This window comes from Inquilinus sp. NPDC058860 (genome assembly GCF_042743185.1).
Taxonomy (GTDB): domain Bacteria; phylum Pseudomonadota; class Alphaproteobacteria; order DSM-16000; family Inquilinaceae; genus Inquilinus.
This window is the reverse complement of the sequence record NZ_JBHYMS010000035.1, coordinates 49,753-75,567: the sequence shown is the minus strand read 5'-3', so window position 1 is coordinate 75,567 and position 25,815 is coordinate 49,753. Positions and strand designations below refer to the sequence as shown.

The 25,815-nt window shown below is 68.7% G+C and carries 19 protein-coding genes; 12 read left to right on the top strand and 7 right to left on the bottom strand.

Going from position 1 to position 25,815, the window contains the following annotated elements; genetic code table 11:
• Positions 1-95: 95 nt before the first annotated feature.
• The gene (locus ACFW16_RS22470) at positions 96-1,604 is read right to left on the bottom strand and encodes a PBSX family phage terminase large subunit (RefSeq protein WP_380309160.1); all 1,509 of its coding nucleotides are present in this window, start codon (positions 1,602-1,604) and stop codon (positions 96-98) included.
• 218 nt (positions 1,605-1,822) lie between these two features.
• Between ACFW16_RS22470 and ACFW16_RS22465 the strand changes: the two genes are divergently transcribed.
• The 5 genes from ACFW16_RS22465 to ligA all read left to right on the top strand — a co-directional run bounded on the left by ACFW16_RS22465 (position 1,823) and on the right by ligA (position 8,660).
• The gene (locus ACFW16_RS22465; protein WP_380309158.1) at positions 1,823-2,452 is read left to right on the top strand and encodes a hypothetical protein; all 630 of its coding nucleotides are present in this window, start codon (positions 1,823-1,825) and stop codon (positions 2,450-2,452) included.
• 304 nt (positions 2,453-2,756) lie between these two features.
• Positions 2,757-3,722, top strand: coding sequence for a UDP-3-O-acyl-N-acetylglucosamine deacetylase (gene lpxC / locus ACFW16_RS22460; protein ID WP_380309156.1), 966 nt, complete (start codon positions 2,757-2,759; stop codon positions 3,720-3,722).
• 138 nt (positions 3,723-3,860) lie between these two features.
• Entirely contained in the window at positions 3,861-4,691 is an 831-nt protein-coding gene (locus ACFW16_RS22455; RefSeq protein ID WP_380309154.1) for an outer membrane protein assembly factor BamD, read from the top strand.
• 148 nt (positions 4,692-4,839) lie between these two features.
• The gene (gene recN, locus ACFW16_RS22450; RefSeq protein WP_380309152.1) at positions 4,840-6,519 is read left to right on the top strand and encodes a DNA repair protein RecN; all 1,680 of its coding nucleotides are present in this window, start codon (positions 4,840-4,842) and stop codon (positions 6,517-6,519) included.
• Positions 6,516-8,660 (top strand): NAD-dependent DNA ligase LigA, encoded by a 2,145-nt coding sequence (ligA, locus tag ACFW16_RS22445; RefSeq protein WP_380309150.1) that lies wholly within the window; start codon positions 6,516-6,518, stop codon positions 8,658-8,660. Before recN ends, ligA begins: the two co-directional genes overlap by 4 nt.
• A 60-nt stretch (positions 8,661-8,720) precedes the next feature.
• Here the strand turns inward: ligA and ACFW16_RS22440 are convergent, their stop codons facing one another.
• A complete protein-coding gene (locus tag ACFW16_RS22440; protein ID WP_380309148.1) occupies positions 8,721-11,666 on the bottom strand; it encodes a M10 family metallopeptidase C-terminal domain-containing protein in 2,946 nt (981 codons plus the stop codon).
• 523 nt (positions 11,667-12,189) lie between these two features.
• Between ACFW16_RS22440 and ACFW16_RS22435 the strand changes: the two genes are divergently transcribed.
• Positions 12,190-12,663: a hypothetical protein gene (locus ACFW16_RS22435; protein ID WP_380309146.1), complete on the top strand. Its 474-nt coding sequence runs from the start codon at positions 12,190-12,192 to the stop codon at positions 12,661-12,663.
• A gap of 3 nt (positions 12,664-12,666) precedes the next feature.
• Here the strand turns inward: ACFW16_RS22435 and dinB are convergent, their stop codons facing one another.
• Complete coding sequence (gene dinB / locus ACFW16_RS22430; protein ID WP_380309144.1) at positions 12,667-13,908, bottom strand: DNA polymerase IV; 1,242 nt, start codon at positions 13,906-13,908, stop codon at positions 12,667-12,669.
• Positions 13,909-14,054: 146 nt separating this feature from the next.
• Here dinB and ACFW16_RS22425 point away from each other — a divergent pair, with 146 nt between their 5' ends.
• Positions 14,055-14,672: a hypothetical protein gene (locus ACFW16_RS22425; protein WP_380309142.1), complete on the top strand. Its 618-nt coding sequence runs from the start codon at positions 14,055-14,057 to the stop codon at positions 14,670-14,672.
• Here the strand turns inward: ACFW16_RS22425 and ACFW16_RS22420 are convergent.
• Entirely contained in the window at positions 14,669-15,403 is a 735-nt protein-coding gene (locus ACFW16_RS22420) for a GntR family transcriptional regulator (RefSeq protein ID WP_380309140.1), read from the bottom strand. The genes ACFW16_RS22425 and ACFW16_RS22420 overlap by 4 nt on opposite strands.
• 252 nt (positions 15,404-15,655) lie before the next feature.
• On the opposite strand from ACFW16_RS22420, the gene ACFW16_RS22415 reads away from it, so the two are divergent.
• The 5 genes from ACFW16_RS22415 to ACFW16_RS22395 all read left to right on the top strand — a co-directional run bounded on the left by ACFW16_RS22415 (position 15,656) and on the right by ACFW16_RS22395 (position 20,868).
• A complete protein-coding gene (locus ACFW16_RS22415) occupies positions 15,656-16,702 on the top strand; it encodes an ABC transporter ATP-binding protein (RefSeq protein ID WP_380309138.1) in 1,047 nt (348 codons plus the stop codon).
• Positions 16,703-16,714: 12 nt separating this feature from the next.
• Positions 16,715-18,007: a PotD/PotF family extracellular solute-binding protein gene (locus ACFW16_RS22410; protein WP_380309136.1), complete on the top strand. Its 1,293-nt coding sequence runs from the start codon at positions 16,715-16,717 to the stop codon at positions 18,005-18,007.
• 120 nt (positions 18,008-18,127) lie between these two features.
• On the top strand, positions 18,128-19,060 hold the full coding sequence (locus ACFW16_RS22405) for an ABC transporter permease (protein ID WP_380309134.1): 933 nt from the start codon (positions 18,128-18,130) through the stop codon (positions 19,058-19,060).
• Positions 19,060-19,962: an ABC transporter permease gene (locus ACFW16_RS22400; protein ID WP_380309132.1), complete on the top strand. Its 903-nt coding sequence runs from the start codon at positions 19,060-19,062 to the stop codon at positions 19,960-19,962. Before ACFW16_RS22405 ends, ACFW16_RS22400 begins: the two co-directional genes overlap by 1 nt.
• 156 nt (positions 19,963-20,118) lie before the next feature.
• Entirely contained in the window at positions 20,119-20,868 is a 750-nt protein-coding gene (locus tag ACFW16_RS22395; RefSeq protein ID WP_380309130.1) for an aspartate/glutamate racemase family protein, read from the top strand.
• A 176-nt stretch (positions 20,869-21,044) separates the two neighbouring features.
• Here the strand turns inward: ACFW16_RS22395 and ACFW16_RS22390 are convergent, their stop codons facing one another.
• The 3 genes from ACFW16_RS22390 to ACFW16_RS22380 all read right to left on the bottom strand — a co-directional run bounded on the left by ACFW16_RS22390 (position 21,045) and on the right by ACFW16_RS22380 (position 25,704).
• Complete coding sequence (locus ACFW16_RS22390; RefSeq protein ID WP_380309128.1) at positions 21,045-22,931, bottom strand: potassium transporter Kup; 1,887 nt, start codon at positions 22,929-22,931, stop codon at positions 21,045-21,047.
• Between the two features lie 150 nt (positions 22,932-23,081).
• Complete coding sequence (locus tag ACFW16_RS22385) at positions 23,082-23,834, bottom strand: SDR family oxidoreductase (RefSeq protein ID WP_380309126.1); 753 nt, start codon at positions 23,832-23,834, stop codon at positions 23,082-23,084.
• A 424-nt stretch (positions 23,835-24,258) separates the two neighbouring features.
• Entirely contained in the window at positions 24,259-25,704 is a 1,446-nt protein-coding gene (locus ACFW16_RS22380; RefSeq protein ID WP_380309124.1) for an aldehyde dehydrogenase family protein, read from the bottom strand.
• Positions 25,705-25,815: the final 111 nt, after the last annotated feature.

Sequence of the window (25,815 nt, the reverse complement as noted above, 5' to 3'; positions counted from 1 at the left end):
GTCCACTCCAGGCTTTGGAGTGGACCCCGCTGGTGAGACAGAAGAATGAGGGTGACATGGGCTGCCCTCGCCGAAGCAGGTGGCGATGCCCCTCATCACACCCACTTCATCGAGCTGTCGTAGGTGCTCCGCCGCAGCCCCTCGACGGCGTAGCGCAGGGCGTCGACGGCGTGGTTCTCGCGGTCCTCCAGCTCGGACAGGATCACCCCGGTCTTCGGGTCGGTGCGATAGCTGTACAGCGCCAGCTCGTCGATCAGGTGGCGGCAGCGCGGATGCACCACGATGTCGTGCGCCTTCAGGAACTCGACCCCGTCCTTGACCGACCCCGCCCCCTTGGTCGACCCGGTGATGCTGCCGAAGCCGTTGCGCTGCATGTAGCTGATCGTCTCCGGCCGGGCGCTGTCGGCGATGATCGGCCCGCGCCGCGACCCCGGCACGGTGTCGAACAGGGCCGGCGTGCGGTCGATCTCGCAGCCCACCTGATAGGCCTCGTGGTCGACGAACAGCGTCCGGCCCACGACGAAGCAGCGCACCAGCACGGTCGGGTCGCGGGCGAAGCCCCAGTCGGCGCCGAACAGGAAGCGGGCGTCCTTCGGGGCCTCGAACGCCTCCACCTTCCAGTTCTCGAACACCCGGGCCTCGCTGACGGTGCGGTACCCGCCCAGCCAGACATGCTGGTGCTTGTCCGGGTCGCGCGCCCGGTCCCACTCCATCTCCACCCGCAGCACCTCCGGGAAATGCGGGTTGTCGGAATACTTCACCGCCACCAGCACCGAACCCGGCGGCGGCGTCCCGCCGCGGAACAGCGCGTCGACCGGGTCGTCCGCCCGGGTCGGATTCCAGGAGAACCACAGCTCCGACCCCTGTTTGCGGATGGTCGGGCGCAGCAGATCCAGGCTGCGGATCGACAGCGCCTGCGCTTCCTCGACCCAGGCGATGTCGTAGCCTTCGAGCGATTTGATGCTCTCCGCCGTGTGGTTCTGCATCCCCTGGAAGATGATGCGGCCGCCGCCGGGCGCCAGGATGCGGTCGGCCTGGACGGTGAAGGCCGACCCCACGCCCAGCGCCTGGATCTTGTCCTCGATCAGCCGCTTGACCGACTGGTCGAGCGAGCGCTGCACCTCGCGGATGCACACCGCCCGCACCGGCGCCGCCTCGATGCAGCGCCGCACCAGCAGCTCGGCGAAGACATGCGACTTGCCGGAGCCGCGGCCGCCATAGGCACCCTTATAGCGCGACGGCTCCAAGAGCGGCACGAAGGCGGAGGGCAGGCCGGGCGGGGGCAGGGCGGCCGGCGCGTCTTCCGCGTCCAGCCCCTGGCCGCCGCGGAACTCGCGATACGCCTGGTCCAGCCGCAACCGATCGGCACGGCCTTTGCTGGCGCCGGGAAGCAGTCGGGCTTCGGCCGCGCGGGTCAGCCGGCGCACCGCCCTCGGTCCGGGCTCTCCCCGGCATCGCCGCCCGGCCGCCGCCTCCAGGCACTGGATCAGGACCCTGTTCGGCATGGCCCGCCGCCTGGCAGTGCCGCGAAAGAAGCGGGCGAAGTCGCCGCGCCGCCGCGCAGCGAAGCCGATCCAGCCCGGCTTGCGCGTGACCTTCCGCATGTCGACCTCGCATGAAAAAGCCCGCCGCGGCGGGGCCGGGCGGGCGCAACTCTTCGACTCTGCCTGAATCATGCGCTTCGGCGCAGCATCGCGTCAAGAACAAAGATAGAACATTCACTTGGGCGATCACGTCTGCCACGGCCCGCGGGCATCCGGTCGGAGTCAGTAAACACATTGTTCAGTTGTATTAATCTGCGATCACGTTCATGATATGTTCCATGAACAAGGCGCAGACCGATTCGGCCACGGAGGCCTCGGCCGCTCCCCGGGAGGAGCGGGCGGCGGATCTGTGCGTGGTGGCGGAGCTGGTCGAGATCCAGATGTCGATCGCCCGGGCGACGCAGCAGGAGGCGCTGCAGGCGCCGCAGCCCGGCGTCGACTATTGCCAGCGGATCGCCACCGTCTCGCGTGCCGTGCGGCTGACTCTGCTGCTCAAGGACAAGCTGTCCCGGCAGGTCGAGGAGCGGCGCAAGGCCGCGGCGCAGCGGGAGGCGGCGCAGGAGGACTGGCACGCGCTGCGGGTCAGGCTGGCGATGATGGCGGCCGCCTATGAGATGTCCGAGGACGGCGAGGAGGCCGACCGCCGCGCCGCCGAGGTGAGCGAGCGGCTGGAGCGGCCGGAGGTGGCGGAGCTGGTGGAAGCCAGCCGGGTGGAGGTCGCGGTGGCGGCGCTGTGCCGGCGCTGGGGCTATCCGGTTCAGGTGAAGCAGTGGCTGGAGATGGCCGACGAGGCCATGGAGGAGCTGGGCTTCCTGCCGCCGCAGGATGGCGAGGACGACGAGGATCCGCCCGAGCCCCGCTCCGCGGCTCCCGGCCGCCGCAAGCCGAAGCCGCCGGATACGGGATGACCGCGTAGGTTGGGTTCGCTTTGGCGAACCCAACACCCGGCCGCCCTCGCGGCCCTCGATCCTGTTGGGTTCGCGGCCGCGAACCCAACCTACGAGACCCGGATTGTTTTGCCTCTCCTGCCCCGCGGGCGAGGCTGGAGGTGCTTGCACCTCCGGTCGCAACCGAACGCCCACGCGTAACAGTCCGAAACAAACTGTGATTTTTTCTGGCGTGCCGAGGGGTCTAGGGTGCCTTCGTCCCGAAAGGGGCGCTCCATCAGCACTTTGTGCTGCGAAGTGCATGTAAGCGAAGGACATCTCCATCGTGGCTCATATCTCGGCGGAATCGGGCGCGGCAACGCAGAAGACGCTGAAGACCGCGATCAAGTGCACCGGCGTCGGCCTGCATGGCGGCCAGGACGTCACCATGGTGCTGCGCCCCGGTGAGATCAACACCGGCATCGTCTTCGTGCGCACCGACGTCCCCCAGGGCCGGCGCAGCATCGTCGCGCGCTGGGACAAGGTGTCGGACACCCGTCTGTGCACCGTCGTCAGCAATGCCCAGGGCGTGTCGGTCGGCACCATCGAGCATCTGATGGCGGCGCTGCGCGGCTGCGGCGTCGACAATGCGGTGGTCGAGCTGAACGGCCCGGAAGTGCCGATCATGGACGGCAGCGCCGGCCCCTTCGTGTTCCTGATCGAATGCGCCGGGCTGGTCAGCCAGCCGGCATTGCGGCGGAGCATCCGCGTGCTGCGGCCGGTCGAGGTCACGGCCGAGGACCGCTGGGCCCGGCTGACGCCGTCGGCCAGCACCACCTTCAGCTTCGAGATCGACTTCCAGAGCCGCGCGATCGCGCATCAGGAAGGCCTGATCCGGCTGGCGAACGGCAACTTCAAGACCGAGATCGCCCGCGCCCGCACCTTCGGCTTCGCCCAGGAGGTCGAGGCGCTGCGCCGCCACGGCCTCGCGCTCGGCGGGTCGCTGGAGAACGCGATCGTGGTCAATGGCGACCGGGTGATGAACGCCGAGGGCCTGCGCTACGAGGACGAGTTCGTGCGCCACAAGATCCTCGATTCGATCGGCGACCTGTACCTCGCCGGCGCCCCGATCCTGGGCCATTTCCACGGCTACAAGGCCGGCCACGCGCTGAACAACCAGCTGCTGCGGGCGCTGTTCGCCGACGACACCGCCTGGTGCTACGACACCAGCTTCGGCGCCGAGACCGCGGCGGAGCCCTGGGCCCGTCACGCGCCGGCCGCCGCTGCGCTGCCCACCGCCAACGCCGCCTGATCCCGTTTCGCTTGCCGCCGTCGTCCCTCCTGGGTTTCCATGGAGGGACGACGTGTGTCTGCCCGCGGGAAGGCGTCTCGCCATTCGCGTTCGGGGTGGGTATATAGGGGCCCGGACAGAACCGAAGGCGATGATCGAGTGAACAAGCGTCTGCAGTTTCGCCACCTGGCGCGGGTCGGGCTCGTCCTGCCGGCCGTTCTTCTCGCCGCCTGCGGCGGTTCCTCCTCCGAAGACGCGAAGCCGGCCGCGGAACAGCCGCCGGAGGCGCTCTATTCCCAGGCGCAGCAGGCCTTCGACGAACGCGACTTCAAGACGGCATCGACCCGGTTCGACGAGGTCGAGCGGCAGCATCCCTATTCGAGCTGGGCGACCAAGGCCCAGCTGATGTCGGCCTATGCCAGCTACCAGCGCGGCGACTACGACGGCGCGATCGTGGCGCTGGACCGCTTCATCAGCCTGCACCCGGGCAGCGAGGAGCTGGCCTACGCCTATTACCTGAAGGCGCTGTGCTACTACGACCGGATCTCGGATGTGGAGCGCGACCAGCGCATCACCCAGCTGGCGACGAACGCGCTGAACGACGTCATCACCCGCTTCCCGACCAGCGACTACGCCCGCGACGCCAAGCTGAAGCTGGACCTGACCTACGACCAGCTCGCCGGCAAGGACATGGCGATCGGCCGCTTCTATCTGAAGCGCGGCGAGTACAACGCCGCGATCAACCGGTTCCGCAGCGTGGTCAAGAACTGGCAGACCACCAGCCAGGTGCCGGAGGCGCTGGAGCGGCTGGTCGAAGCCTATGTCGCGCTCGGCTTGAAGGAAGAGGCGCGCCACGTCGCGGCGGTTCTCGGCCACAACTATCCGGGCGATCCCTGGTACCAGGACGCCTATGTGCTGCTGACCGGGGCCGGCATCCGCCCGCCCGACGACAAGGACTTCTTCGACCGTACCCTCGGGTCGATATTCTGAGAGACCGTCTGAGAATGCGCTGGCGTGAGTCGACTGGTGGTGGTTTCGAGAACCGGCGCGCAGCGGACGTTTGGTCCGTGAGCACCGGAAGCGCAGAAACCGCCATCAGGCGGCCGCGCCAGTAGCATTATCGGACAGGCGATAGACCATGCTGGCCGGACTTTCGATCAGGAATGTGGTTCTGATCGAACAGCTTGCGCTCGGCTTTGCCGAAGGCTTGTCGGCGCTGACCGGCGAGACCGGGGCCGGCAAGTCGATCCTGCTCGACGCGCTCGGCCTCGCCCTCGGCGGCCGCAGCGACTCCGGGCTGGTGCGGCACGGGGCCGAGGCCGCGACCGTCAGCGCAGAGTTCCTGCTGCCCGACGGCCATCCGGTGAAGGATCTCCTGGCCGGGCAGGATCTGCCGGTCGACGACACGCTGGTGCTGCGCCGCAGCGTCGGCGCCGACGGGCGCAGCCGCGCCTTCGTCAACGACCAGCCGGTGTCGATCGGCCTGTTGCGCCAGATCGGCGCCGGGCTGGTCGAGGTGCACGGCCAGTTCGAGACCCAGGGGCTGCTCGACCCTCGAACCCATCGCGACGTGCTCGACGCCTATGCCGGTGCCGAAGCGCTCGCTGCCGCCTGCGTCGCCGCCTGGGAGGCCTGGCGCGCGGCCCTGCGGCGCCAGGAAGAAGCACTGGCCGAGGCCGAGCGCGCCCAGGCCGAGGAAGGCTTCCTGCGCCATTCGGTCGAGGAGCTGGAGGCGCTGGCGCCGGAACCGGGCGAGGAAGCGCTTCTGGCCGAACGCCGCGCCCTGCTGCAGCATCGCGAGAAGGTGATGGAGGGCGTCACCGCCGCGCTCTCCGAGCTGTCCGGCGACCGCGGCGCCGAGCGGGCGCTGGTGGCGGCGCAGCGGGCGCTGCAGCGCATCGCCGACCGCGCCGCCGGCCGTCTCGACCCGATCCTGGAGCAGCTGGGCCGCGCCCTGGACGAGGCGGCCGAGGCCACGACCGCGATCGAGCGCTTCTCCGCCGACATCGATCTCGATGCCGGCGAGCTGGAGCGCCTCGAGGACCGGCTCTACGCCTTGCGTTCGCTGGCCCGCAAGCACGGGGTGGAGACCGAGGCGCTGCCCGATCTGCGCCGGCAGTTCGCGGAGCGGCTGACCCTGGTCGAGGACCGGGCGGCGGTGCTGGCGCGCCTGGCCGCGGCGGCCGCCGAGACCCGCACCGGCTATGTCCAGGCCGGCGAGACGCTGTCCAAGGCCCGCCGCAAGGCGGCGTCCAAGCTGGATGCCGGGGTGAAGGCCGAGCTGCCGCCCTTGAAGATGGAGCGGGCCCGCTTCGTCACCGAGGTCGAGCGGTTGGCGGAGGCGGATTGGGGACCGGCCGGTCTCGACCGCGTCACCTTCCTGGTCGCGGCCAATCCCGGCAGCCCGCCCGGGCCGATCGGCAAGATCGCCTCGGGCGGCGAGCTCGCCCGCTTCATGCTGGCGATCAAGGTGGTGCTGGTGCATCAGCGCGGCACGCCCGGCACCTTGCCGTCGATGATCTTCGACGAGGTCGATGCCGGCATCGGCGGTGCCGTCGCCGATGCGGTGGGCGAGCGGCTGAAGCGGCTGGGCCGGCAGGTGCAGGTTCTGGTGGTGACCCACAGCCCGCAGGTGGCGGCCCGCGCCGACCATCACTGGCAGGTGCGCAAGGCTGATCGCGGCGGCGCCGTGGTCACCCAGGTGGCGGGATTGACGGCGGAGGAGCGGCGTGAGGAGATCGCGCGGATGCTGTCCGGGGCGAAGATCACGGCAGAGGCTCGCGCGGCGGCGGACAGCCTGCTGGGGAGGCGGGGATGAGCGACCAGGATCTGCGTGGCCGGCCGGTGGACGCGCTGACGCCGGAGGCGGCGGCGGCGGAGCTGGCGGCCCTGGCGACGGAAATCGCGGCACATGACGTCGCCTACCATCAGCACGACGCGCCGACGATCTCGGACGCGGAATACGACGCGCTTCGCCGGCGCAATGCCGAGCTGGAGACGCTGTATCCCGAGCTGATCCGGCCGGACAGCCCCTCGGCCAAGGTCGGCGCGGCCCCGGCGGGCGGCTTCAGGAAGATCCGCCACGCCATCCCGATGCTGTCGCTCGGCAACGCCTTCACGCCGGAGGACGTGCACGATTTCCTGGGCTCGGTCCGCTCCTTCATCAAGGAGCTGCGCGACGACCCGGAGCGGCCGGTCGCGATCATGGCCGAGCCGAAGATCGACGGCCTGTCCTGCTCGCTGCGCTACGAGAAGGGGCGCTTCGTCCAGGCCGCGACCCGCGGCGACGGCAGCGAGGGCGAGGACGTCACCGCCAACGTCAAGACCATCAAGGACGTGCCGCAGCGCCTCAACGGCGACGCGCCGGAGGTGCTGGAGATCCGCGGCGAGGTCTATATGGAGCGCAGCGACTTCGCCGCGCTGAACGCCCGAAGGGCGGAGGCGGGGGAGCCGATCTTCGCCAATCCGCGCAACTCGGCGGCCGGCAGCCTGCGCCAGCTCGATCCGTCGATCACCGCGTCGCGGCCGCTGCGCTTCTTCGGCTACACCTGGGGCGAGGTGTCGGCGCCGCTGGGCAAGACCATCGGCGAGATCCGCAAGCGCTTCGCCGGCTGGGGCTTCCGCCTGAACGAGCCGTCGCGGCTGTGCCATACGGCCGAGGAGCTGCTGGCCTATTACGACGAGATCGGGGCGATGCGGGCCGAGCTGCCGTTCGACATCGACGGCGTGGTCTACAAGGTCGACCGGCTGGACTGGCAGGAACGGCTCGGCTTCGTCAGCCGGGCGCCGCGCTGGGCCACGGCGCACAAGTTCAAGGCCGAGCAGGCGCAGACCGTGCTGAAGGCGATCGACATCCAGGTCGGCCGCACCGGGTCGCTGACCCCGGTGGCGCGGCTGGAGCCGATCACGGTCGGCGGCGTCGTCGTCTCCAACGCCACGCTGCACAACGAGGACGAGATCCGGCGCAAGGATGTCCGCATCGGCGACACGGTGGTGGTGCAGCGCGCCGGCGACGTGATCCCGCAGATCGTCCGGGTGATCCTGGAGCGCCGCCCCGAAGGGGCGACCGAGTATGTCTTTCCCGACCATTGCCCGGAGTGCGGCAGCCTGGCGGTGCGGGAGGAGGGCGGGGCGATCCGGCGCTGCACCGGCGGCCTGATCTGCCCGGCCCAGGCGGTGGAGCGGCTGCGCCACTTCGTGTCGCGCAACGCCTTCGACATCGAAGGGCTGGGCGACAAGCACATCCGCGCCTTCCATGCCGACGGGCTGATCCGGACGCCGGGCGACATCTTCCGGCTGGAGGAGCAGGACAAGGCCAGCCTGACGCCGCTGCGCAACCGCGAGGGCTGGGGGCCGAAGAGCGCGCAGAAGCTGTTCGAGGCGATCGAGACCCGGCGGACCATCCCGCTCGACCGCGCCATCTACGCCCTCGGCATCCGCCAGGTCGGCGAGGCGACGGCCAAGCTGCTGGCCCGGCATTATGGCAGCTTCGACGCCTGGCGGGCCGGCATGGAGGCGGCGCAGGACCACGAAAGCGAGGCCTGGCGCGACCTGACCGCGATCGACCAGATCGGCCCGTCGGTGGCCGACGACCTGCTGGCCTTCTTCGCCGAGGAGCACAACCGAGCAGTGCTGGACGACCTGGCGGCGCAGCTGACGATCGAGGATTTCGTGCGGCCGCGCGCGACGCCCAGCGCCGTGGCCGGCAAGACCGTGGTGTTCACCGGCACGCTGGAGACGATGACGCGGCCGGAGGCGAAGGCCCGGGCGGAATCGCTCGGCGCCAAGGTCGCGGGCTCGGTCTCCGGCAAGACCGACTACCTGGTGGTCGGCGCCGATGCCGGCTCCAAGGCCGCCAAGGCACGCGAGCTCGGGGTCGCCACCCTGACCGAGCAGGAATGGCTCGGCCTGATCGGCGGGGCGGGGGAGGAGAGGGCGCCGGACAAGGCCGAGGCCTGAGGGGTATGCGCCCTCAGGCCTCGCGAGTTACGGACCTTTCCTAGATCGCTTCAGCCCGGCTCACAGCACGAAGTCGGCCGCCACGAGGGCGATCGAGCCGTTGAGCTGGATCTGGAAATCCGAGGCGCCGTCGCCGTTGACGTCGCCGGCAACGACGGTCTGGCCGCCCGACACCGCGAAGCGCAACTGCCCCGCCACACCGGTAAAGGCGCCGGAACCGATGAAGGCGAAGGCCTGGTTGCCGGCCGCCCCGGTGTTGGCGTCGATTCCGGACAGGTCGATCCGGTCAGCCTGGGCGTGGCTGAAATCGGTGATGACGTCGCGATTCGCACCGACTGCGCTGGCGCCGGTCGAACCGTAGACGAAACGGTCCGCCCCGCCGTTGCCGGTCAGTGTGTCCTTGCCATTGTAGCCTTGCAGCACGTTGGCGCCGGCGCTGCCGACCAGTGTGTCGTTGAACTGGCTGCCGTAGAGGTTCTCGATGCCGATCAAGATATCGAGGTTGGAATAGCCGCCGGAACCGGTTCCGGCGGTCAGGTCCACATTCACCGCGGCGATGCTGTTGTAGTAGCTGGCGAGATCCGTGCCGCCTTCGCCGTTCATGGTGTCGGCGCCGGCACTGCTCCGGAGGATGTCGTTGCCGTTCATGCCGCGCAGCACGTTGGCAGCCGCATCTCCGGTCAGCGTATCGTTGCCCTGACTGCCGTTGACATTTTCGATGCCGAGCAGGGTATCGCCCTGGGCGTTTCCGCCAAGGCCGGTACCGGCGACCAGGTCGACCGTCACCCCGACGGCGCTCTCGGAGTAGCTGGCGATGTCGACGCCCGCCCCGCCGTTGAGGTCGTCGGCTCCGCTGCCGCCGCGCAGGATGTCGTCGCCGGCATCGCCGAAGAGATCGTCATTGCCGGTGCCGCCATCCAGCGTATCGGCCCCACCGCCGCCGAGCAGGGTATCGTCGCCGCCGAGCCCCGAGCCCGTGTCGTTCCCGTCGCCGAGATCGAGCAGGTTGTTCTCGCCTGAGCCGGTGACGGTGTCGTTCTCGTCGGTGGCGATGGCGTTCTCGACGCTCGACAGCCAGATCTCGTATCCGGAGAAATTGCTGTCGGTGAAGATGCCGTCCTGCAGGTTGATCGTGGCGGAGAAGCCGACGAAGGCCACGGTCGACGCATCGAAGGTGTCGATGCCGGCGCCGCCGAAGAAGGCCTCGCCGATGCCGGCATTCCATCCGGCCTCGATGTAGAAGCGATCGTTGCCGTCATTGCCGTAGATCTGGTCCTTGCCCGATCCGGCGGTCAGCACGTCATTGCCGGCGCCGCCCTGGATCAGGTCGTCGCCGTTGCCGCCGCTGACGACGTCGTTGCCCGCGCCGCCTTGCAGGTCATCATTGCCGTCGTTGCCGAAGATCGTGTTGCTGGTGCCGTCGCCGATGATCGTGTCGACGAGCTGCGTGCCGTTGACGTTCTCCACCCCGGTGATCGTGTAGGGGCCGCCGAAGGAGGGGGAGAAGTTGTAGGTCCCGCCGGCGAGGTTCACGATCGAGCCATAGGTCGCCGTGTAGTTGCTGAGATCGAGAGTATCGATCCCTGCGCCGCCGGTGGTGTTGTCGCCGAACTCGCCCTGGCGCACGTAGAAGGTGTCGTCGCCGTCACCGCCATTGACGGTGTCGGCGTTGAAGCCGCCCTCGATCCAGTCGTTGCCGGCGCCGCCGTTGATCGTGTCGGTGCCGGACCCGCCATACAGGAAATCGTTCCCGGCATTGCCGTTCAGCAGGTTGCCGACGGCGTTGCCCTGGATGGTGTCGTTGCCGCTGCCGCCATTGGCATTCTCGATGTAGGACCGGGAATCCCCGTTGAACAGCAGGGCATTGAAGATGTTGCCGCGGGCATAGCCGCCGTTCGGGCCGCCGCCGAGATTGGCGAGCTGGGCCGAGGAGAAGACGGAATGGCCGCCCGGGTTCAGGTCCAGGCTCAGATTGGTGGTGTAGTTCGACAGGTCATAGGTGTCGACGCCGTCGCCGTCCCAGATCGTCGCGAAGATGCGGTTGCCGCCCGGATCGATGGCGATGGCGCCGTTCACGAAGGTGGTGCCGTCGGTCGGGCTCCAGGTATAGGTGGTGTTGCCGGAATTGGTGGTGAAATCCGCGCCGTACATGTATTGCAGGGCGGCGATGTCCAGCATCATGAAGGTCTGGGGCGCGCCCCAGGTCTCATAGTTGTAGCCGCTCGAATCGTCGCCGATGAAGGTGCGGTACGTCATCACCGAGTATTCGAGCGAATCGCGGTCGGCCGGCAGGGCGCCGAAGACGTTGGTCTCGTGGCCGTGCTTCAGGCCCAGCGCATGGCCGAGCTCATGGATCACGGTGTGCCAGTCGTAGTTGCCGGCGGTCGGCAGGTCGCCGCTGGGCCCGAAGAAGGCGTCGCCGCCATAGACCTGGTTGGCCGGGTAGTAGGCGTAGGCCGTGCTGGGGTTGGTGGTGTTGACGACGCGGATCGTGCCGAGCCCCGAGCCGCTGCCGGCATAGCTGATGCTGAGATTGGTGAAGCCTTCGACCGCGAAGCCGAAAGCGCCGGAGGGCTGGGTAAAGATATCGGCATTCAGCGCGAAGTGGACGGCGATCATCTGCTGCGCCGTCATCTGCGCGAAGCCGCTGAACGCTTCGGGGTGGCCGGCCTGGTAATCGCTCACCGCATCCGGATCGCTGTAGGTGATGAAGCCGTCCGACCAGCGGACGCCGCTCAGCAGCCCGTCGATCTGCTGGTTGCCGGACGCGGCCACGGCCGCGGTGGTGTCGCCCGAGCCGTTCTCCTCCGGCTTCGGCGCGCCGGTCGCGGTGCCCGACACAGGGGCATGGACCACGTACCCGTCGGAGCGGTCGCCGAGTTCCGCGCGAATGGCATCCGCAAGGGCGCCGCCATTGGCCAGGACCGCGTCCAGGCGGGACGCGTCGGAGAAGGTCTGGTGGTACAGCAGGTCGCTCGACCATTTCCGCTGCAGCGACCAGGCCAAGGGGTCATGGAAAGGATCGGTTTCCGAAATCAGGAGGTCATATGCAGGAATTTGCGACGATTTCATACCGGGTCTCCCCTACATGGTGAAGAACCGCAACCTTTCAGTGAGAATCCGCAACTTGTTATGATTGAAGAGACGATCGTTCAGGCTCCGAAGTCGCGTTCGATGAGCAGAGATTCGGGCCCACGTTGAATGTGGCATGAGATCATGTTGCGAAGATGTCTTGATTTTGGCTTTGGCACCAAAAAGTTCGTGCCGATCTTCTGGTCCTCGCAATCCGTCCCAAGGGAAACGATCTTTTCCTATCTTGGAAATTATGCATTAAATTTTTTACAAAGTCAAGAAGTGGAGCAAAAATCCGAATTGTATGATTTAACATTGTATGCTGATCAAGAAAGGATCCTGAATAATTTCCTAAAATATTGATTCCGATCTCGCCCATGGATTTGCCATAGTTTTGAACTCAAATTCGGATCATTCCGGTCCGGAGAAGTCAGGCGGCTGGACATTGGTGATACGTGTGATCGAGGTGGCGAGGACAATGGAAGCGCGAGGCCGGGTGTTTGCCTGTCTTGTCCTGTCCTTGTCGTCCGTCGTGCTGCCCTGGCGGGCCGGCATCGCCATTGCCGGTGACGTGCTGCGGGAGGACGGGTGGATGTCGGCGCAAACCGATATGGCGCGGCCGCCGGACGAGCAGGCAGTGATCGCCCGGGAGTTTCGCGGGGCCGTCGACGAGGGCTCGAACGCGGCGCTGATCCGCTTCATCGCGCGGCATCCCGAACATGCCCTGGCGGACGAAGCGTGGCGCCGGCTGCAGCGGCGGCCTGCGCCGGATGCGCGCCCCCTGGCCAACGACCCGGACGCCGCGGTCTATGCCGCGTTCGACGCCGCCCGCCGCGCCGGCACGGCCGAAGCCTATCGCGACTTCGCCCGGGCCTATGCGAACCATCCGCTCGCGGCGGAAGCGAAGCGGCAGATCCGCGCGCCGCGGTAACGGTCAGAGGTCCTTCTCGGCGAGCTCGCGGAAGGCGTCGGGGACGGATCGCGACGGTTCCAGCACGACCGAACCGTAGCCGACCGCCCGCCATCCGAACCGTTCGCGGATCGCGTCGACGGCACGGTCCGCCTTCCAGCGCGCCAGCCCTCTCCCGGTGCCGGGCCGACGCCGCTCGTCGGCGAGCCCGAGCGGCAGTTCCAGCTGCAGCTGCGGCCGGTCCTCGAGATGCGACACCGAGATCGCGAGCAGCGAGATCGTCTTCTCCTCGGGATGCTGCGCCAGCACCCCGCGCACCAGCTCCTCGGCGATCTCGGCCAGGATCGTGGTCGCCGAGACCGGCGCATCCAGCGTCACGGCGCGCGTGACCGAGCGCAGGTCGGCGAAACGGACGCGGACGGTGATGGTCCGACCGGGCCGGGACTTGGCCCGCAGCCGGGTGGCGACCCGGTCGGCGAGATGGCGCAGCGTGGGCACGAACACCCGCTCCTCGGCCGGCTTCCGGCCGAGCGCGGATTGCGCCCCGGCCGAATGCGACCGCCGCCGCGTCTCGATCGCCCGCGGATCGCGGTTCCAGGCCAGCGCCGACAGCTTTTCCCCGGCCGCGCGGCCGAGCAGCCGCTCCAGCGACCATCCCGGCATTTCCGCCAGCTGGCCGATGGTGTGCACGCCGCTCTCCGCCAGCCGCGCCTTGCTGACCGGGCCGACACCCCACATCAGCTCGACCGGCAGGTCGCGCAGGAAGGCGGGCTCCGCCTCGGGATCGACGACGACAAGCCCGTCCGGCTTGGCCACTTGCGAGGCGATCTTGGCCAGGTGCTTGGTGCGCGCCACGCCGATCGAGATCGGCAGGCCGAGCTCCGCCCGCACCCGCCGCCGGATGGTCCGGGCGATCTCGGCCGGCGGGCCGAACAGATGGGTGCACCCGGCGACGTCGGCGAAGGCCTCGTCGATGGAGATCCGCTCGACCAGCGGCGTGAAATCCCCGAGCACCCTGATCGCGGCATCGCCCAGCCGCTGATACTCCCGGAAATGGCCGGCGACGAAGACCAGCTGCGGGCACAGCTCGCGCGCCCGTCGCCCCGGCATGCCGCCGCGAACGCCGAAGGCCTTGGCCTCGTAGGAAGCGGCCAGCACCACCCCGCCGCCGACCGCGACCGGCCTGCCGCGCAGCGACGGGTCCAGCAGCTGCTCGACCGACGCGTAGAAGGCGTCCAGGTCCGCATGGAGGATGGTGGCTGTCATGGCCCGCGGCCGATCAGGCGAAGCTAGAACAAAAAGAGAACATATGGCCTGGCTTGTCAAGCCCTGGCCGTCCTGGCGGGCTGCAACCCCTTGCAATCCCGCGAAAATGGCGCACCATCGTTGACGTGGCCGAAACGGAGGCTGCTATGGGAAGCGCTCATCTGGAGAAGTGGCGGTCCCTGGTCGACGAGTTCAGGGAGAAAGCCCGACAGCTCGAGCAGGAAGAGCGGAACGCGTGCCTGGCCTGTACCGCTGAGGAGCGGGCCAGGGTGGCCGAGGCGCAGCGGTTCATGGAGAACAGCGGGATCGGCGAGGCGCTGTGCGCTCTGGTCTGGGACGTCCGCCGTTTCACGGCTTGGTCGTGCCATGACCAGACCCGGCCGGTGCCGGCCGAATACTCCGACCTCGACATCACCGCAGACCACATGAAGGACTTTGCGGTGACTTTCCGCTATCGAGGTCGGCCCTACGGCATCGCGTTCAAGGAGCATGCGTCGTCCCATCCGGACCCGCATGCCGACAGCCGCGGCGAGGCCTATCTGTCCTGGGGCGGCACGACGGTGCTCGGGGTATCGATGGCGAGCAAGCCGGGCGCCGCCTATGACGACTGGCACCCGACCACGATCGAAGCCTTCCGGCCGGGGGGCTGGATCGCCGATCTGCTCGAGATGTTCAGGGGGCACCGGCGCGCCAAGGCGGCCTCCGAGGCCAGGGCGCGGGACGAGGTCACCAGCCGGCGGGCCGCGATGATCTCGCTGGATTAGGTCAGACGGTCTCTCCGAAGCACTGCCGCGAGGTCGACCGGGCCGGCCTCGGCCGGGGCGAGGTCGAGGTCCTGCTCGATATGGGTCAGATGGTCCAGCATGGCGGCGCCGGCGCGGTCGGCATCGTGTCGGGCCAGCGCCTGCAAGATCGCCCCGTGCTCGGCGTTGCCGCAGGCCGAGGCGCCGCTGCGGCCGTACAAGGCGATGACCAGCGAGGCGCGCGACACCAGCTCGCGCAGGAACCGCTCCATCACCCGCTGCCGGGCGATCTCGGCGATGCCGAGATGGAACAGGCCGGAGAGCTGGATGGCGCGCGGCCGGTCGCCCCGGCGCAGCGCCTCCGCCTCGTCGGCCAGGTGCCGCTCCAGCCGCTCGATGTCGGCCGGCACGGTGCGCTCGGCGGCACGGCGGGCGATCGCGGCCTCCAGCGTCCGACGCGCCTCGAACACCTCGCGCGCCTCCTCGATCGAAGGCGCCGCGACGAAGGCGCCGCGGTTCTTCTCGATCACCACCATGTGCTGATGCGCCAGCGCCTGCAGGGCGGAGCGGACGATGGTGCGGCTGACACCGAAGGCGGTGCCGATCTCGTCCTCCGACAGCTTGGTGCGCGGCGGCAGCCGGTGCTCGACGATCGCGTCCAGGATCGAGCGGTAGATCGCGGCCGCCCGCGCGCCGCGGTCGGGGATGTCGCGGGTTCCGGCCAGCGTGCCGACGGTCTCGATCGTGTCCATTCTTCCGCTCCGGCGACGAGCCGCGGCGGAGTGGCCGCGACTCGTCCCGTTCCACCATCCCATGCAGGGCAGCGGCGCTCAAGATTGTATTCTTGTCTTGTTGTGATTGTGCACAATCTTCAGGCCGTCCGTATGCAGTTGCCCAAAGCGTAGGCGGTTGCCGATCCCCGATGCGTCTCCCTACGGCGGGACTCGCGGCGCCGGGCGTTTGGCACGGCGCTTGCTCCTCCGTTGTCCCGAAAGGGAGAGCGGATGGGCGGCGCAGATCTCGAGCTGGTGAAGGTGACCAAGCGCTACGGCGGCACCGTCGCCGTGGACGGCATCGACCTGAGGATCCCGGCCGGCACCTATTGCTGCCTGCTGGGCCCCTCCGGCTGCGGCAAGACCTCGACCCTGCGCATGGTCGCGGGGCATGAGGCGGTGTCGGACGGCGACATCATCCTCGGCCCCGCCAACGTCACCGACCGGCCGCCGGCCCGGCGCGGCACGGCGATGATGTTCCAGTCCTACGCCCTGTTTCCGCATCTTTCGGTCGCCGACAACGTCGCCTTCAGTCTGAAGATGCGCGGCGTGGCGAAGGCCGAGCGCCGGGCCAAGGCGGCGGAGCTCCTGGCCCTGGTGGCGATGGAGGCCTATGGTGAGCGCCTGCCGGCCCAGCTGTCGGGCGGACAGCAGCAGCGCGTGGCGCTGGCCCGGGCGCTGATCACTCAGCCGCAGATCCTGCTGCTGGACGAGCCGCTCTCCGCCCTCGACCCCTTCCTCCGGATCAAGATGCGGGCCGAGCTGAAGCGGCTGCAGGCCGAACTCGGCATCAGCTTCATCCACGTCACCCACAGCCAGGAGGAGGCGATGGCGCTGGCCGACCTGGCGGTGGTGATGCAGGGCGGCCGGATCGAGCAGGCCGGCCCGCCGCAGGACCTGTTCGCCCGTCCGGCCACCGAATTCGTCGCCCGCTTCATCGGCGGCCATAACGTCGTGACCCTGGGCGGCCGCCTGGCGACGCTGCGCGCCGACCGGCTGAAGCTCGCCCGGATCAACGGCGCCGGCCCCCATGGCGTCAAGTTGCCGCCGGGCCAGGTCGAGGCGGTGGTGCGGGGGGTCGAGTACCAGGGCGCCACCGTCCATGTCGCCTTCGCCTGCGAGCTGGCGCCGGACATGCTGGCCTGGCTGCCCGAGGCCGCCTTCTTCGCCGACCCGGTGGCGCCGGGCGACCGCGTCGCCGTCGCCTGGGCCGATCAGGACGTCCATCCCCTTCTCCCCGATGCCGCGGGGCGCGGCGACCATCGCCCCCAACCCTAAGGAGGCTCCACCATGGCGGATACCCCGAACAAGACTCCTCGCGGCCTCTCCCGCCGCACCCTCTTGAAGACCACGGCGGCGACGGCCGGCGCGCTGGTCGGCAGCCGCGCCATCACCGGCTTTCCGGCGATCATCGCGGCCGAGCCGGTGACGCTGCGCTATCTCGGCACCGCGGTGAACCAGAGCGCCGACATCGCCCGGAAGGCGAAGGAGGATCTCGGCATCATCATCGAATACGTGCCGGTCACGACCGACGAGGTGACCAAGCGCATCGTCACCCAGCCGAACTCCTTCGATCTCGTGGACAGCGAGTACTTCTCGCTGAAGAAGCTGCTGCCCTCCGGCAACCTGCAGGGCATGGACGCGAAGCGGATCAAATATGTCGACCAGATCTCGACCGTCTTCACCAAGGGCGAGCTGAACGGCAAGAAGATCGGCGACCAGGGCACCGCGCCGAAGAAGGTGTTCTACCTGCCCGAGAAGAACGGCAAGACCTTCGCCACCGAGCCGACCGAGTGGATCACCCTGATCCCGACCACCTACAACGCCGACACGCTCGGCATCCGGCCCGATTTGATCGGCCGGCCGATCGAGAGCTGGAAGGAGCTGCTGAACCCCGAGTTCAAGGGCAAGGCCTCGATCCTGAACATCCCGTCGATCGGCATCATGGACGCGGCGATGGTGGTGGAGTCGGCCGGTCTCCACACCTATGCCGACAAGGGCAACATGACGAAGGAGGAGATCGACCTGACCATGAAGGTGCTGACCGAGGCCAAGCAGGCCGGCCAGTTCCGTGCCTTCTGGCAGGATTTCAACGAGAGCGTGAACCTGATGGCGTCGGGCGAGACGGTGATCCAGTCGATGTGGTCGCCGGCCGTGACCAAGGTGCGCTCGATGGGCATCGCCTGCACCTTCCAGCCGCTGAAGGAAGGCTACCGCGCCTGGGCCTCCGGCTTCGGCCTGCCGAAGACGCTGAAGGACCGGAAGCTCGACGCCGCCTACGAGTTCATCAACTGGTTCCTGTCCGGCTGGGCCGGCGCCTATCTCAACCGCCAGGGCTACTACTCGGCGGTGCTGGAGACGGCCAAGGCCAATATGGAGCCGTACGAATGGGCCTATTGGATGGAGGGCAAGCCGGCGGCCCAGGACATCAAGGCGCCGGACGGCACGGTGATGGAGAAGGCCGGCGCGGTGCGCGACGGCGGCTCCTACGACGCGCGCATGGGCGGCGTCGCCTGCTGGAACGCGGTGATGGACGAGAACGACTACATGGTCCGCAAGTGGAACGCCTTCATCGCCGCTTAGCATGATCGCCCGCGTAGGTTGGGTTCGCGGTCCGCGAACCCAACAGCGTCGAACGCCCATGCCGTGGGAAGTTGGGTTCGCTTCGGCGAACCCAACCTACGCCGCAGAGAGACGCCTTTCATGACTGCCATCCCCGCGGAAGACGCACCCGCCCGCCCCGTCGCGGCGCCCCGGGCCGAGGCGAGCGGCCGCTTCACGGCGTTCCTGCAGGCGGCGCCGATGATGCTGGTGTTCCTGCTGTTCTTCGTGCTGCCGCTGGCGGTGACGGTGGTGGTCAGCTTCTGGGACTACACCGAATACTCGATCGTGCCGGACTTCACATTCCGCAACTATGTCGAGGCCTTCGACGGCTGCCTGACCTCGCTGCCGGAGCTGTGCACCACCTTCAAGACCTATCTCTCGACCCTGAAGATCGGGGCGATGGTGTGGGCCATCACCCTCGTGCTCGGCTTCACCATCGCCTATTTCCTGGTCTTCCATGTCCGGACCACGGCGATGCAGATTGTGCTGTGCCTGCTCTGCACCATCCCGTTCTGGACCTCGAACGTGATCCGGATGATCTCCTGGATCCCGCTGCTCGGCCGCAACGGGCTGGTCAACCAGGGGCTGCTCGGCCTCGGCGTGATCGACCGGCCGATCGATGGCCTCCTCTACTCCGAATTCTCGGTGGTGCTGGCCTTCGTCCACCTGTTCACCGTGTTCATGATCGTGCCGATCCTGAATTCGATGCTGCGCATCGACCGGTCGCTGATCGAGGCCGCGACCGACGCCGGCGCCAGCGGCCGGCAGATCCTGTGGAACGTGATCGTGCCGCTGTGCAAGCCGGGCATCGTCATCGGCTCGATCTTCGTCGTCACCATCGTGATGGGCGACTTCGTCACCGTCGGCGTCATGGGCGGGCAGCAGATCGCCTCGGTCGGCAAGGTGATCCAGGTCCAGCTCAGCTACCTGCAGTTCCCGGCCGCGGCGGCCAATGCCGTGATCCTCTTGGCCGTGGTGATCATGATCATCGTGGCGCTGACCCGGCTGGTCGACATCCGGAAGGAGCTGTGATGCGCGAGGGCCGTCCGCTCTCCTTCTACGTCCTGGCCGCCGTCTTCGCCCTGTTCGTGCTGTTCCTCTACGGCCCGACCCTGACCATCTTCGTGCTGTCTTTCCAGGGTCCGCAGGGCGGGCTGACCTTTCCGATGAACGGCGTCTCGACCTTCTGGTTCGAGCGGCTGTGGGCCGGGATGGGCGTGGTCGACATCGGCGCCGCCTTCTGGCGCTCGCTCAAGCTCGGCCTCGTGGTCATGGTGCTGACCATGGCCTTCTCGGTGTCGGCCGGCCTGGCCTTCCGCCGGCGCTTCCCGGGCCAGTCGGCGCTGTTCTACACCGCCATCGCCAGCCTGATCATGCCGTCGATCGTGGTTTCGCTCGGCATCGCGCTCGAATTCCGGCTGCTCGACGAGGCGATCAAAGCCTTGGGCGAAGACTGGGACATCGCCTGGATCAACGACGAGTTCACCACGGCGATGGGCCTGTTCCGCTCCGGCCTCGGCGCGCATCTGACCTGGACCATGCCCTTCGGCCTCCTGATCATGTTCGCGGTGTTCAATCGCTTCGACCGCCGCTACGAGGAGGCCGCGCGGGACCTCGGCGCCTCGTCCTGGCAGAGCTTCCGCCATGTCGTGCTGCCGATCGTCGGCGCCAGCGTGGTCGGCGTCGGCCTCTTCGGCTTCACCCTGTCCTGGGACGAGATCGCCCGGTCGTCCCAGGCGATCGGCGAGCAGAACACCCTGCCGCTGGAGCTGCAGGGCCTGACCACCACGGTGACGACGCCGGAGATCTACGCCCTCGGCACGGTGACCACGGCGGTGTCGCTGGCGGTGGTGCTGACCGCGCTGGGCCTGATGGCGCTGCTGCGCCGCCGCCGCACCCGCCACGGCACCGACGCCGGAAAGGGGCTGGTGTGAGGATGATGAAAACGCTCGGTTTTCTCTCATTGTCATTGCCGGGCTTGACCCGGCAATCCAGAAGATGTCGACGCTCTCTGGATGCCCGGGTCAAGCCCGGGCATGACAGTGTTGGGAAGGCCATCGTATCTGCCAAGCATACCGCGGCCTGACCTCATGGAGATCCTCGTCGTCAACCCGAACACCACGGCCGGTATGACCGCCAAGATCGGCGCCGCCGCCGCGGCCGCCGCGGCGCCGGGCACCCGCGTCACCGCGGTGAATCCGGAGACGGGGCCGGCCTCGATCGAGGGCTGGGTCGACGGCGCCCTGGCGGTGCCCGGCCTGCTGCAGGAGATCGCGCGCGGCGAGGCGCGCGGCGTCGCGGGACACGTCATCGCCTGCTTCGACGACACCGGGCTGGACGCCGCCCGCAGCCTCGCGGCGGCGCCGGTCGTCGGCATCGGCGAGGCCGGCTTCCATGTCGCCTCGCTGCTCGCCGGCCGCTTCTCGGTGGTGACCACGCTGGCGCAGTCGATCCCGGTGATCGAGGCGAACCTCCAGCGCTACGGCCTGGCCGCCCGCTGCACCCGGGTCCGGGCGGCGGAGATCCCGGTGCTGGACCTGGAGCGCCCGGGCTCGGCCGCCGAGGCACGGATCTCGGCCGAGATCGCGGCGGCGCTCGAGGCCGACCGGGCCGAGGCGATCGTGCTGGGCTGCGCCGGCATGGCCGACCTCGCCGCGCGGCTGTCGGCCCGCCACGGCGTGCCGGTGGTCGACGGCGTTGCCGCCGCGGTCACGCTGGTCGAGGGTCTGGCCCGCCTCGGCCTGCGCACCGCCAAGACCGGCGGCTACGCCCCGCCACGGCCGAAGCCCTATACCGGCGTCTTCGGGTCCTTCGTGCCGGGAAACACCTCGATCACATAGCGGCTCCGCTTGTGCCGCTTGGGCAGGTGATACCAGCGGCCCGAAATATCGACCCGTCATGGTGAGCCCCGAAGGGGCGTGGCCATCCAGCGGCACCGGCCCACTGGATGGCCACGTCGCTGCGCTCCTCGCCATGACGGAGAAGGGTGGAAGGGCCGGTTCAAAGACCGCCGGTATCAGATCTCCAGATGCGAACCCAGCTCGACCGCCCGGTTGGCCGGGATGCGGAAGAACTCGGTGGCGCTCAGCGCGTTGTTCGACATCAGGATGAACAGCCATTCCTGCCAGGGCGGCAGCTCCGGCCGCGACGATGGCACGAAATACTCCCGGCTCATGAAGAAGGACGTGTCGGCCATGTTGAAGCCCAGGCCCTTGGCGGCGCAGGCGGCCAGCGCCCGCGGGATGTCCGGCTGCTGCTGGAAGCCGTAGCGCACGATCACCGTGTAGAAGCCGTCGCCGAGATCCTTGATCTCGATGCGCTGGTCGTCGTCGACCCGCGGCTCGTCCGTGGTCTCGACCTTCAGCAGCACCACGCGTTCGTGGATGATCTTGTTGTGCTTCAGGTTGTGCAGCAGGGCGAAGGGCACGACGCCGACATTGCCGGTCATGAAGATGCCGGTGCCGGGCACCCGGTGCGCCCGCTTGTACATCTTGCCGTCGACGAAGGTGGCCAGCGGGATGGCGTCGCGGTAGCGGCGCCGGTACAGGATCTCGCGGCCCTTGCGCCAGACCCACATCAGCGTCGTCAGCGCCACCGCCAGCACCAGCGGGAACCAGCCGCCATGCAGGATCTTGATGGTGTTGGCGCCGAAGAAGGCGAGGTCGATGAACAGGAACGCCGCGAACAGCGGCAGCGCGGTCCAGCGGCTCCAGCCCCAGCGGTGGCGGGCGACCAGATAGGCCAGCACGCTGGTCACCGCCATGGTGCCGGTCACGGCGATGCCGTAGGCGCCGGCCAGGGCGCTGGAGGAGCCGAAGCCGACCACCAGGATGACGACCGCGGCGTAGAGCGACCAGTTGACCCGCGAGATGTAGATCTGGCCCTTCTCCTCGGCCGAGGTGTGGCGCACCTCCAGCCGCGGCATGTAGCCGAGCTGGGCCGCCTGCTGGCTGACCGAGAAGGCGCCGGAGATCACAGCCTGGGAGGCGATCACCGTGGCCATGGTGGCCAGGATCACCATCGGATACAGGCCCCAGGAGGGGGCCAGCAGATAGAAGGGCGATTCGATCGCCGCGGGGTTCTCGATCAAGAGCGCGCCCTGGCCGAAATAGTTCAGCAGCAGGGCCGGCCAGACGAAGCTGACCCAGGCGATGCGGATCGGGCCGCGGCCGAAATGGCCCATATCGGCGTAGAGCGCTTCGCCGCCGGTGACCGCCAGCACGACGGAGCCGAGCACGACGATGGCGGCCCAGGGGCTGGTGGCGAACAGCTCGATCGCGTGGTTCGGCCAGATCGCCGCCAGCACGTCCGGACGGCCGACGATCTGGGCCGCGCCGAGCAGGCCGATGGTCAGGAACCACAGGCACATGATCGGGCCGAAGGCCGAGCCCACCTTGGCCGTGCCATGCGCCTGGACCATGAAGATCAGGGTCAGGATGACCAGCGTCAGCGGGATGATGTAGGGGTCGAAGACCGGTGTCGCGACCTTCAGCCCCTCGACCGCGCTGAGCACCGAGATCGCCGGGGTGATCACGCCGTCGCCATAGAACAGCGCGGCGCCGATGATCCCCAGAAGGACGATGAAATGGCCCCATTTCTTCCCGCGGCGCGCGCGGAAGGCCAGGGCGGTCAGGGCCAGCACGCCGCCTTCGCCGCGGTTGTCGGCGCGCATCACGAAGGAGACGTATTTGACCGTGATGATCAGCGTCGTCGCCCAGAAGATCAGCGACAGCACGCCGAGCACCGCCCCCTCGGAGACGCCGGGCGCCCCCGGATGGGTGAAGCACTCCCGGATGGTGTAGAGCGGGCTGGTGCCGATGTCGCCATACACGACGCCGATGACGCCGAGCAGCTTGGGGGCGAGCGATTGGCCGTCGCGCGAATCGGTAGCGAGGGTCGTCATCGCGCCTTCCTAGTCGGACGGCGCGTCGTCGACAACCCGGCCGTTGCTGGTATGCATGCCTATGCCCCCTCGCTACCCTGAGCGCCGAGGGTGCGGGGATCACGGCGCCGAGGCAAGCCCCGGCTGCGGTCGGCCTCGGTCAGCGGCCTCTCAGATGCAGCGGCCGCCGTCGACCTCCAGCGCCACGCCGGTGACCATCGAGGCCTCGTCGGAGGACAGGTACAGGGCGGCGTTGGCGATGTCCTCGGGCGTGCTCATGCGGCCGAGCGGGATGGTCGCCAGGAACTGGGCCCGCCGCTCCGGCGTGTCGTCGCCGAGGAAGGTCGAGGTCAGCCCGGTCTGGCCCAGCACCGGGCACAGGCAGTTGACCCGGATCTTCGGCGCCAGCTCGACCGCCATCGACTTGGTGGCGGTGATCACCGCGCCCTTCGAGGCGTTGTACCAGGTCAGGCCGGGCCGCGGCCGGATGCCCGCGGTCGAGGCGATGTTGAGGATCGAGCCGCCCTTGGCCGAGAGATGCGGCGCGGCGTGCCGGACCGACAGGAAGATCGCCTTCACATTGACCGCGAAGATGCGGTCGAACTCGTCCTCGCTGACCTCGGCCATCGGCTTGTTGCGATGGGTGTAGCCGGCGTTGTTGACGACGATGTCGAGCCCGCCGAAGGCCTCGACCGCGGTGGCGATGGCGACCGCGGTGTCGGCGTCGCGCGACACGTCGGTGCGGACGAAGCGGGCCGCGCCCGGCCGCTCCTCGTTCAGCGCCGCGGCCACCGTCTCGCCGGCCTCGGCCGACAGATCGGCGATCAGCACGCTGGCGCCTTCCCGCACGAAGCGCTCGGCGATGCCCTTGCCGAACCCCGACGCCGCGCCGGTGACGATGGCCACCTTGCCTTCGAGCCGCATGCCCTGTCCCTCTGTCCTGGTCGTGTGGTGGTCGTGCCGCGGGAGGGGCGCCGCTCGATGCCGGGCGCCCGGCCCGCCGTCTCTTCCGGTGAAGTGCCGGACCGTCGAATGGCCGGACTATAGGGGCAGGGCGGCCGGGGCAGCAGGCGAATGTCCGCCGAGGAGGTATGAGCCGGGCGCGGATCTTCGGTCGCCGGTCCCCTCTCCCTGTCATTGCCAGCGCTTTCGGGGCGTTGAGGAGGGATGAAGGTCAATTTTTGTTGTCATCCTCGGGCTTGACCCGAGGATCCAGGGGCGGCCAGAGCGGCTCTTGGTGGCCCCTGGATTGCCGGGTCAAGCCCGGCAATGACAATGAAAGTAGAAGCTCAGCCGGACAGCAATGGGTTAAGCCCGAGGATGACAGAATAGGGCCCCGGACCGTTCCCTACCCGTGCCTGATCGCGATGGTCTTCGTCACGCTGAAATGGTCCAGCCCTTCCATCGCCTTCTCGCGGCCGAAGCCGGAGCGCTTCATGCCGCCGAAGGGCAGCTCGACGCTGCCGCCGGCGCCGTAATTGTTGACGAAGACCTGGCCGGCCCGGATCCGGCGGGCGCAGCGCAGCTGGCGGGCGCCGTCGCGGGTCCAGACCCCGGCGACCAGGCCGAACTCGGTGCCGTTGGCGAGATGGATCGCCTCCTCCTCGTCGCGGAAGCGCAGCACCGCCAGCACCGGGCCGAACACCTCCTCCTGCGCCAGCGGGTGGCCGGGCGGCACGTCGCCGATCAGGGTCGGCACCTGGTAGAAGCCGCCGGCCGGGGCGTTCGGGGACAGGCGCCCCTCGGCCAGCACCGGCAGCCCGTCCGCCCGGGCGCGGTCGAGATGGCCGCGCACCCGCTCCCGCTGCCGGGCGCTGATCAGCGGGCCGCAATCCGGGTCGCGGTCCCAGGGGCCGGTCTCCAGCGCCCTGAAGCGGTCGGCCAGGGCCGAGAGGAAGGCGTCGGCGATGCCGTCCTGCAGCAGCAGCCGGCTGCCGGCCGAGCAAGTCTGGCCGGCATTCTGCACGATCGCCGCGGTGACGAAGGGCAGGGCCGCCTCGGCATCGGCGTCGTCGAACATCAGCTGCGGCGACTTGCCGCCCAGCTCCATCGTCACCGGCCGGTTGAACTGCGCCGCCGCGGCCTGGATCGCGGCGCCGGTGGCGGGCGACCCGGTGAAGCTGATGTGGTCGATGCCGGGATGCGCGGCCAGGGCCGCTCCGGCCTCGGCGCCCAGGCCGGTGACGACGTTCAGCGCGCCCGGCGGCAGCCCGGCCTCCAGCGCCAGCCGGGCGATGCGCAGCGGCGTCAGGCAGGCATCCTCCGCCGGCTTCAGCACGCAGGCGTTGCCGGCGGCCAGCGCACCGCCGATGGTGCGGCCGAAGATCTGCGCCGGGTAGTTCCACGGGATGACGTGGCCGGTGACGCCGTAGGGCTCCTTCACCGTCAGCACGGTGTAGCCGTCGAGATAGGGCAGCGTGGTGCCGTGGTGCTTGTCGCAGGCGCCGCCGTAGAACTCGAAGTAGCGGGCGCAGGCGGTGATGTCGGCCTTGGCCTGCTTCACCGGCTTGCCGGCATCGGCGGCCTCGAGCCGCCACAGAGTCTCGAAATCCGCCTCGATGGCCCGGCCGATCCGGGTCAGGATGCGGCCGCGCTCGACCGCCGGCATGCGGCCCCACGGCCCCTCGTCAAACGCCCGGCGCGCGGCCCGCACCGCGGCGTCGATCTCGGCCGCGCCGCCGCGGGCGAGGCTGTCGAACTCCATCCCGGTCGACGGGTCGACCACCGGAATCGTGCGGCCATCCTCCGCGCCGTTCCAAATTCCATCGATCAGAATCGTTTTCGGACCTATCATGATGCTCTTTCTGTCTCCGGACCGTTCGTCGCGATGGGGCAGGCTCGGCACGTCGTTGCGTTTAAGACGAATTCTTCTTGCGGGCTATTGTTGAAGATGGATGCCTCCATG

Coding starts and splice junctions, on each gene's coding strand:
- ACFW16_RS22470 (WP_380309160.1), bottom strand. CDS start 1,604: ATGCGGAAGGTCACGCGCAAGCCGGGCTGGATCGGCTTCGCTGCGCGG.
- ACFW16_RS22465 (WP_380309158.1), top strand. CDS start 1,823: ATGAACAAGGCGCAGACCGATTCGGCCACGGAGGCCTCGGCCGCTCCC.
- recN (WP_380309152.1), top strand. CDS start 4,840: ATGCTGGCCGGACTTTCGATCAGGAATGTGGTTCTGATCGAACAGCTT.
- ligA (WP_380309150.1), top strand. CDS start 6,516: ATGAGCGACCAGGATCTGCGTGGCCGGCCGGTGGACGCGCTGACGCCG.
- dinB (WP_380309144.1), bottom strand. CDS start 13,908: ATGACAGCCACCATCCTCCATGCGGACCTGGACGCCTTCTACGCGTCG.
- ACFW16_RS22425 (WP_380309142.1), top strand. CDS start 14,055: ATGGGAAGCGCTCATCTGGAGAAGTGGCGGTCCCTGGTCGACGAGTTC.
- ACFW16_RS22420 (WP_380309140.1), bottom strand. CDS start 15,403: ATGGACACGATCGAGACCGTCGGCACGCTGGCCGGAACCCGCGACATC.
- ACFW16_RS22415 (WP_380309138.1), top strand. CDS start 15,656: ATGGGCGGCGCAGATCTCGAGCTGGTGAAGGTGACCAAGCGCTACGGC.
- ACFW16_RS22410 (WP_380309136.1), top strand. CDS start 16,715: ATGGCGGATACCCCGAACAAGACTCCTCGCGGCCTCTCCCGCCGCACC.
- ACFW16_RS22405 (WP_380309134.1), top strand. CDS start 18,128: ATGACTGCCATCCCCGCGGAAGACGCACCCGCCCGCCCCGTCGCGGCG.
- ACFW16_RS22400 (WP_380309132.1), top strand. CDS start 19,060: ATGCGCGAGGGCCGTCCGCTCTCCTTCTACGTCCTGGCCGCCGTCTTC.
- ACFW16_RS22395 (WP_380309130.1), top strand. CDS start 20,119: ATGGAGATCCTCGTCGTCAACCCGAACACCACGGCCGGTATGACCGCC.
- ACFW16_RS22390 (WP_380309128.1), bottom strand. CDS start 22,931: ATGACGACCCTCGCTACCGATTCGCGCGACGGCCAATCGCTCGCCCCC.
- ACFW16_RS22385 (WP_380309126.1), bottom strand. CDS start 23,834: ATGCGGCTCGAAGGCAAGGTGGCCATCGTCACCGGCGCGGCGTCGGGG.
- ACFW16_RS22380 (WP_380309124.1), bottom strand. CDS start 25,704: ATGATAGGTCCGAAAACGATTCTGATCGATGGAATTTGGAACGGCGCG.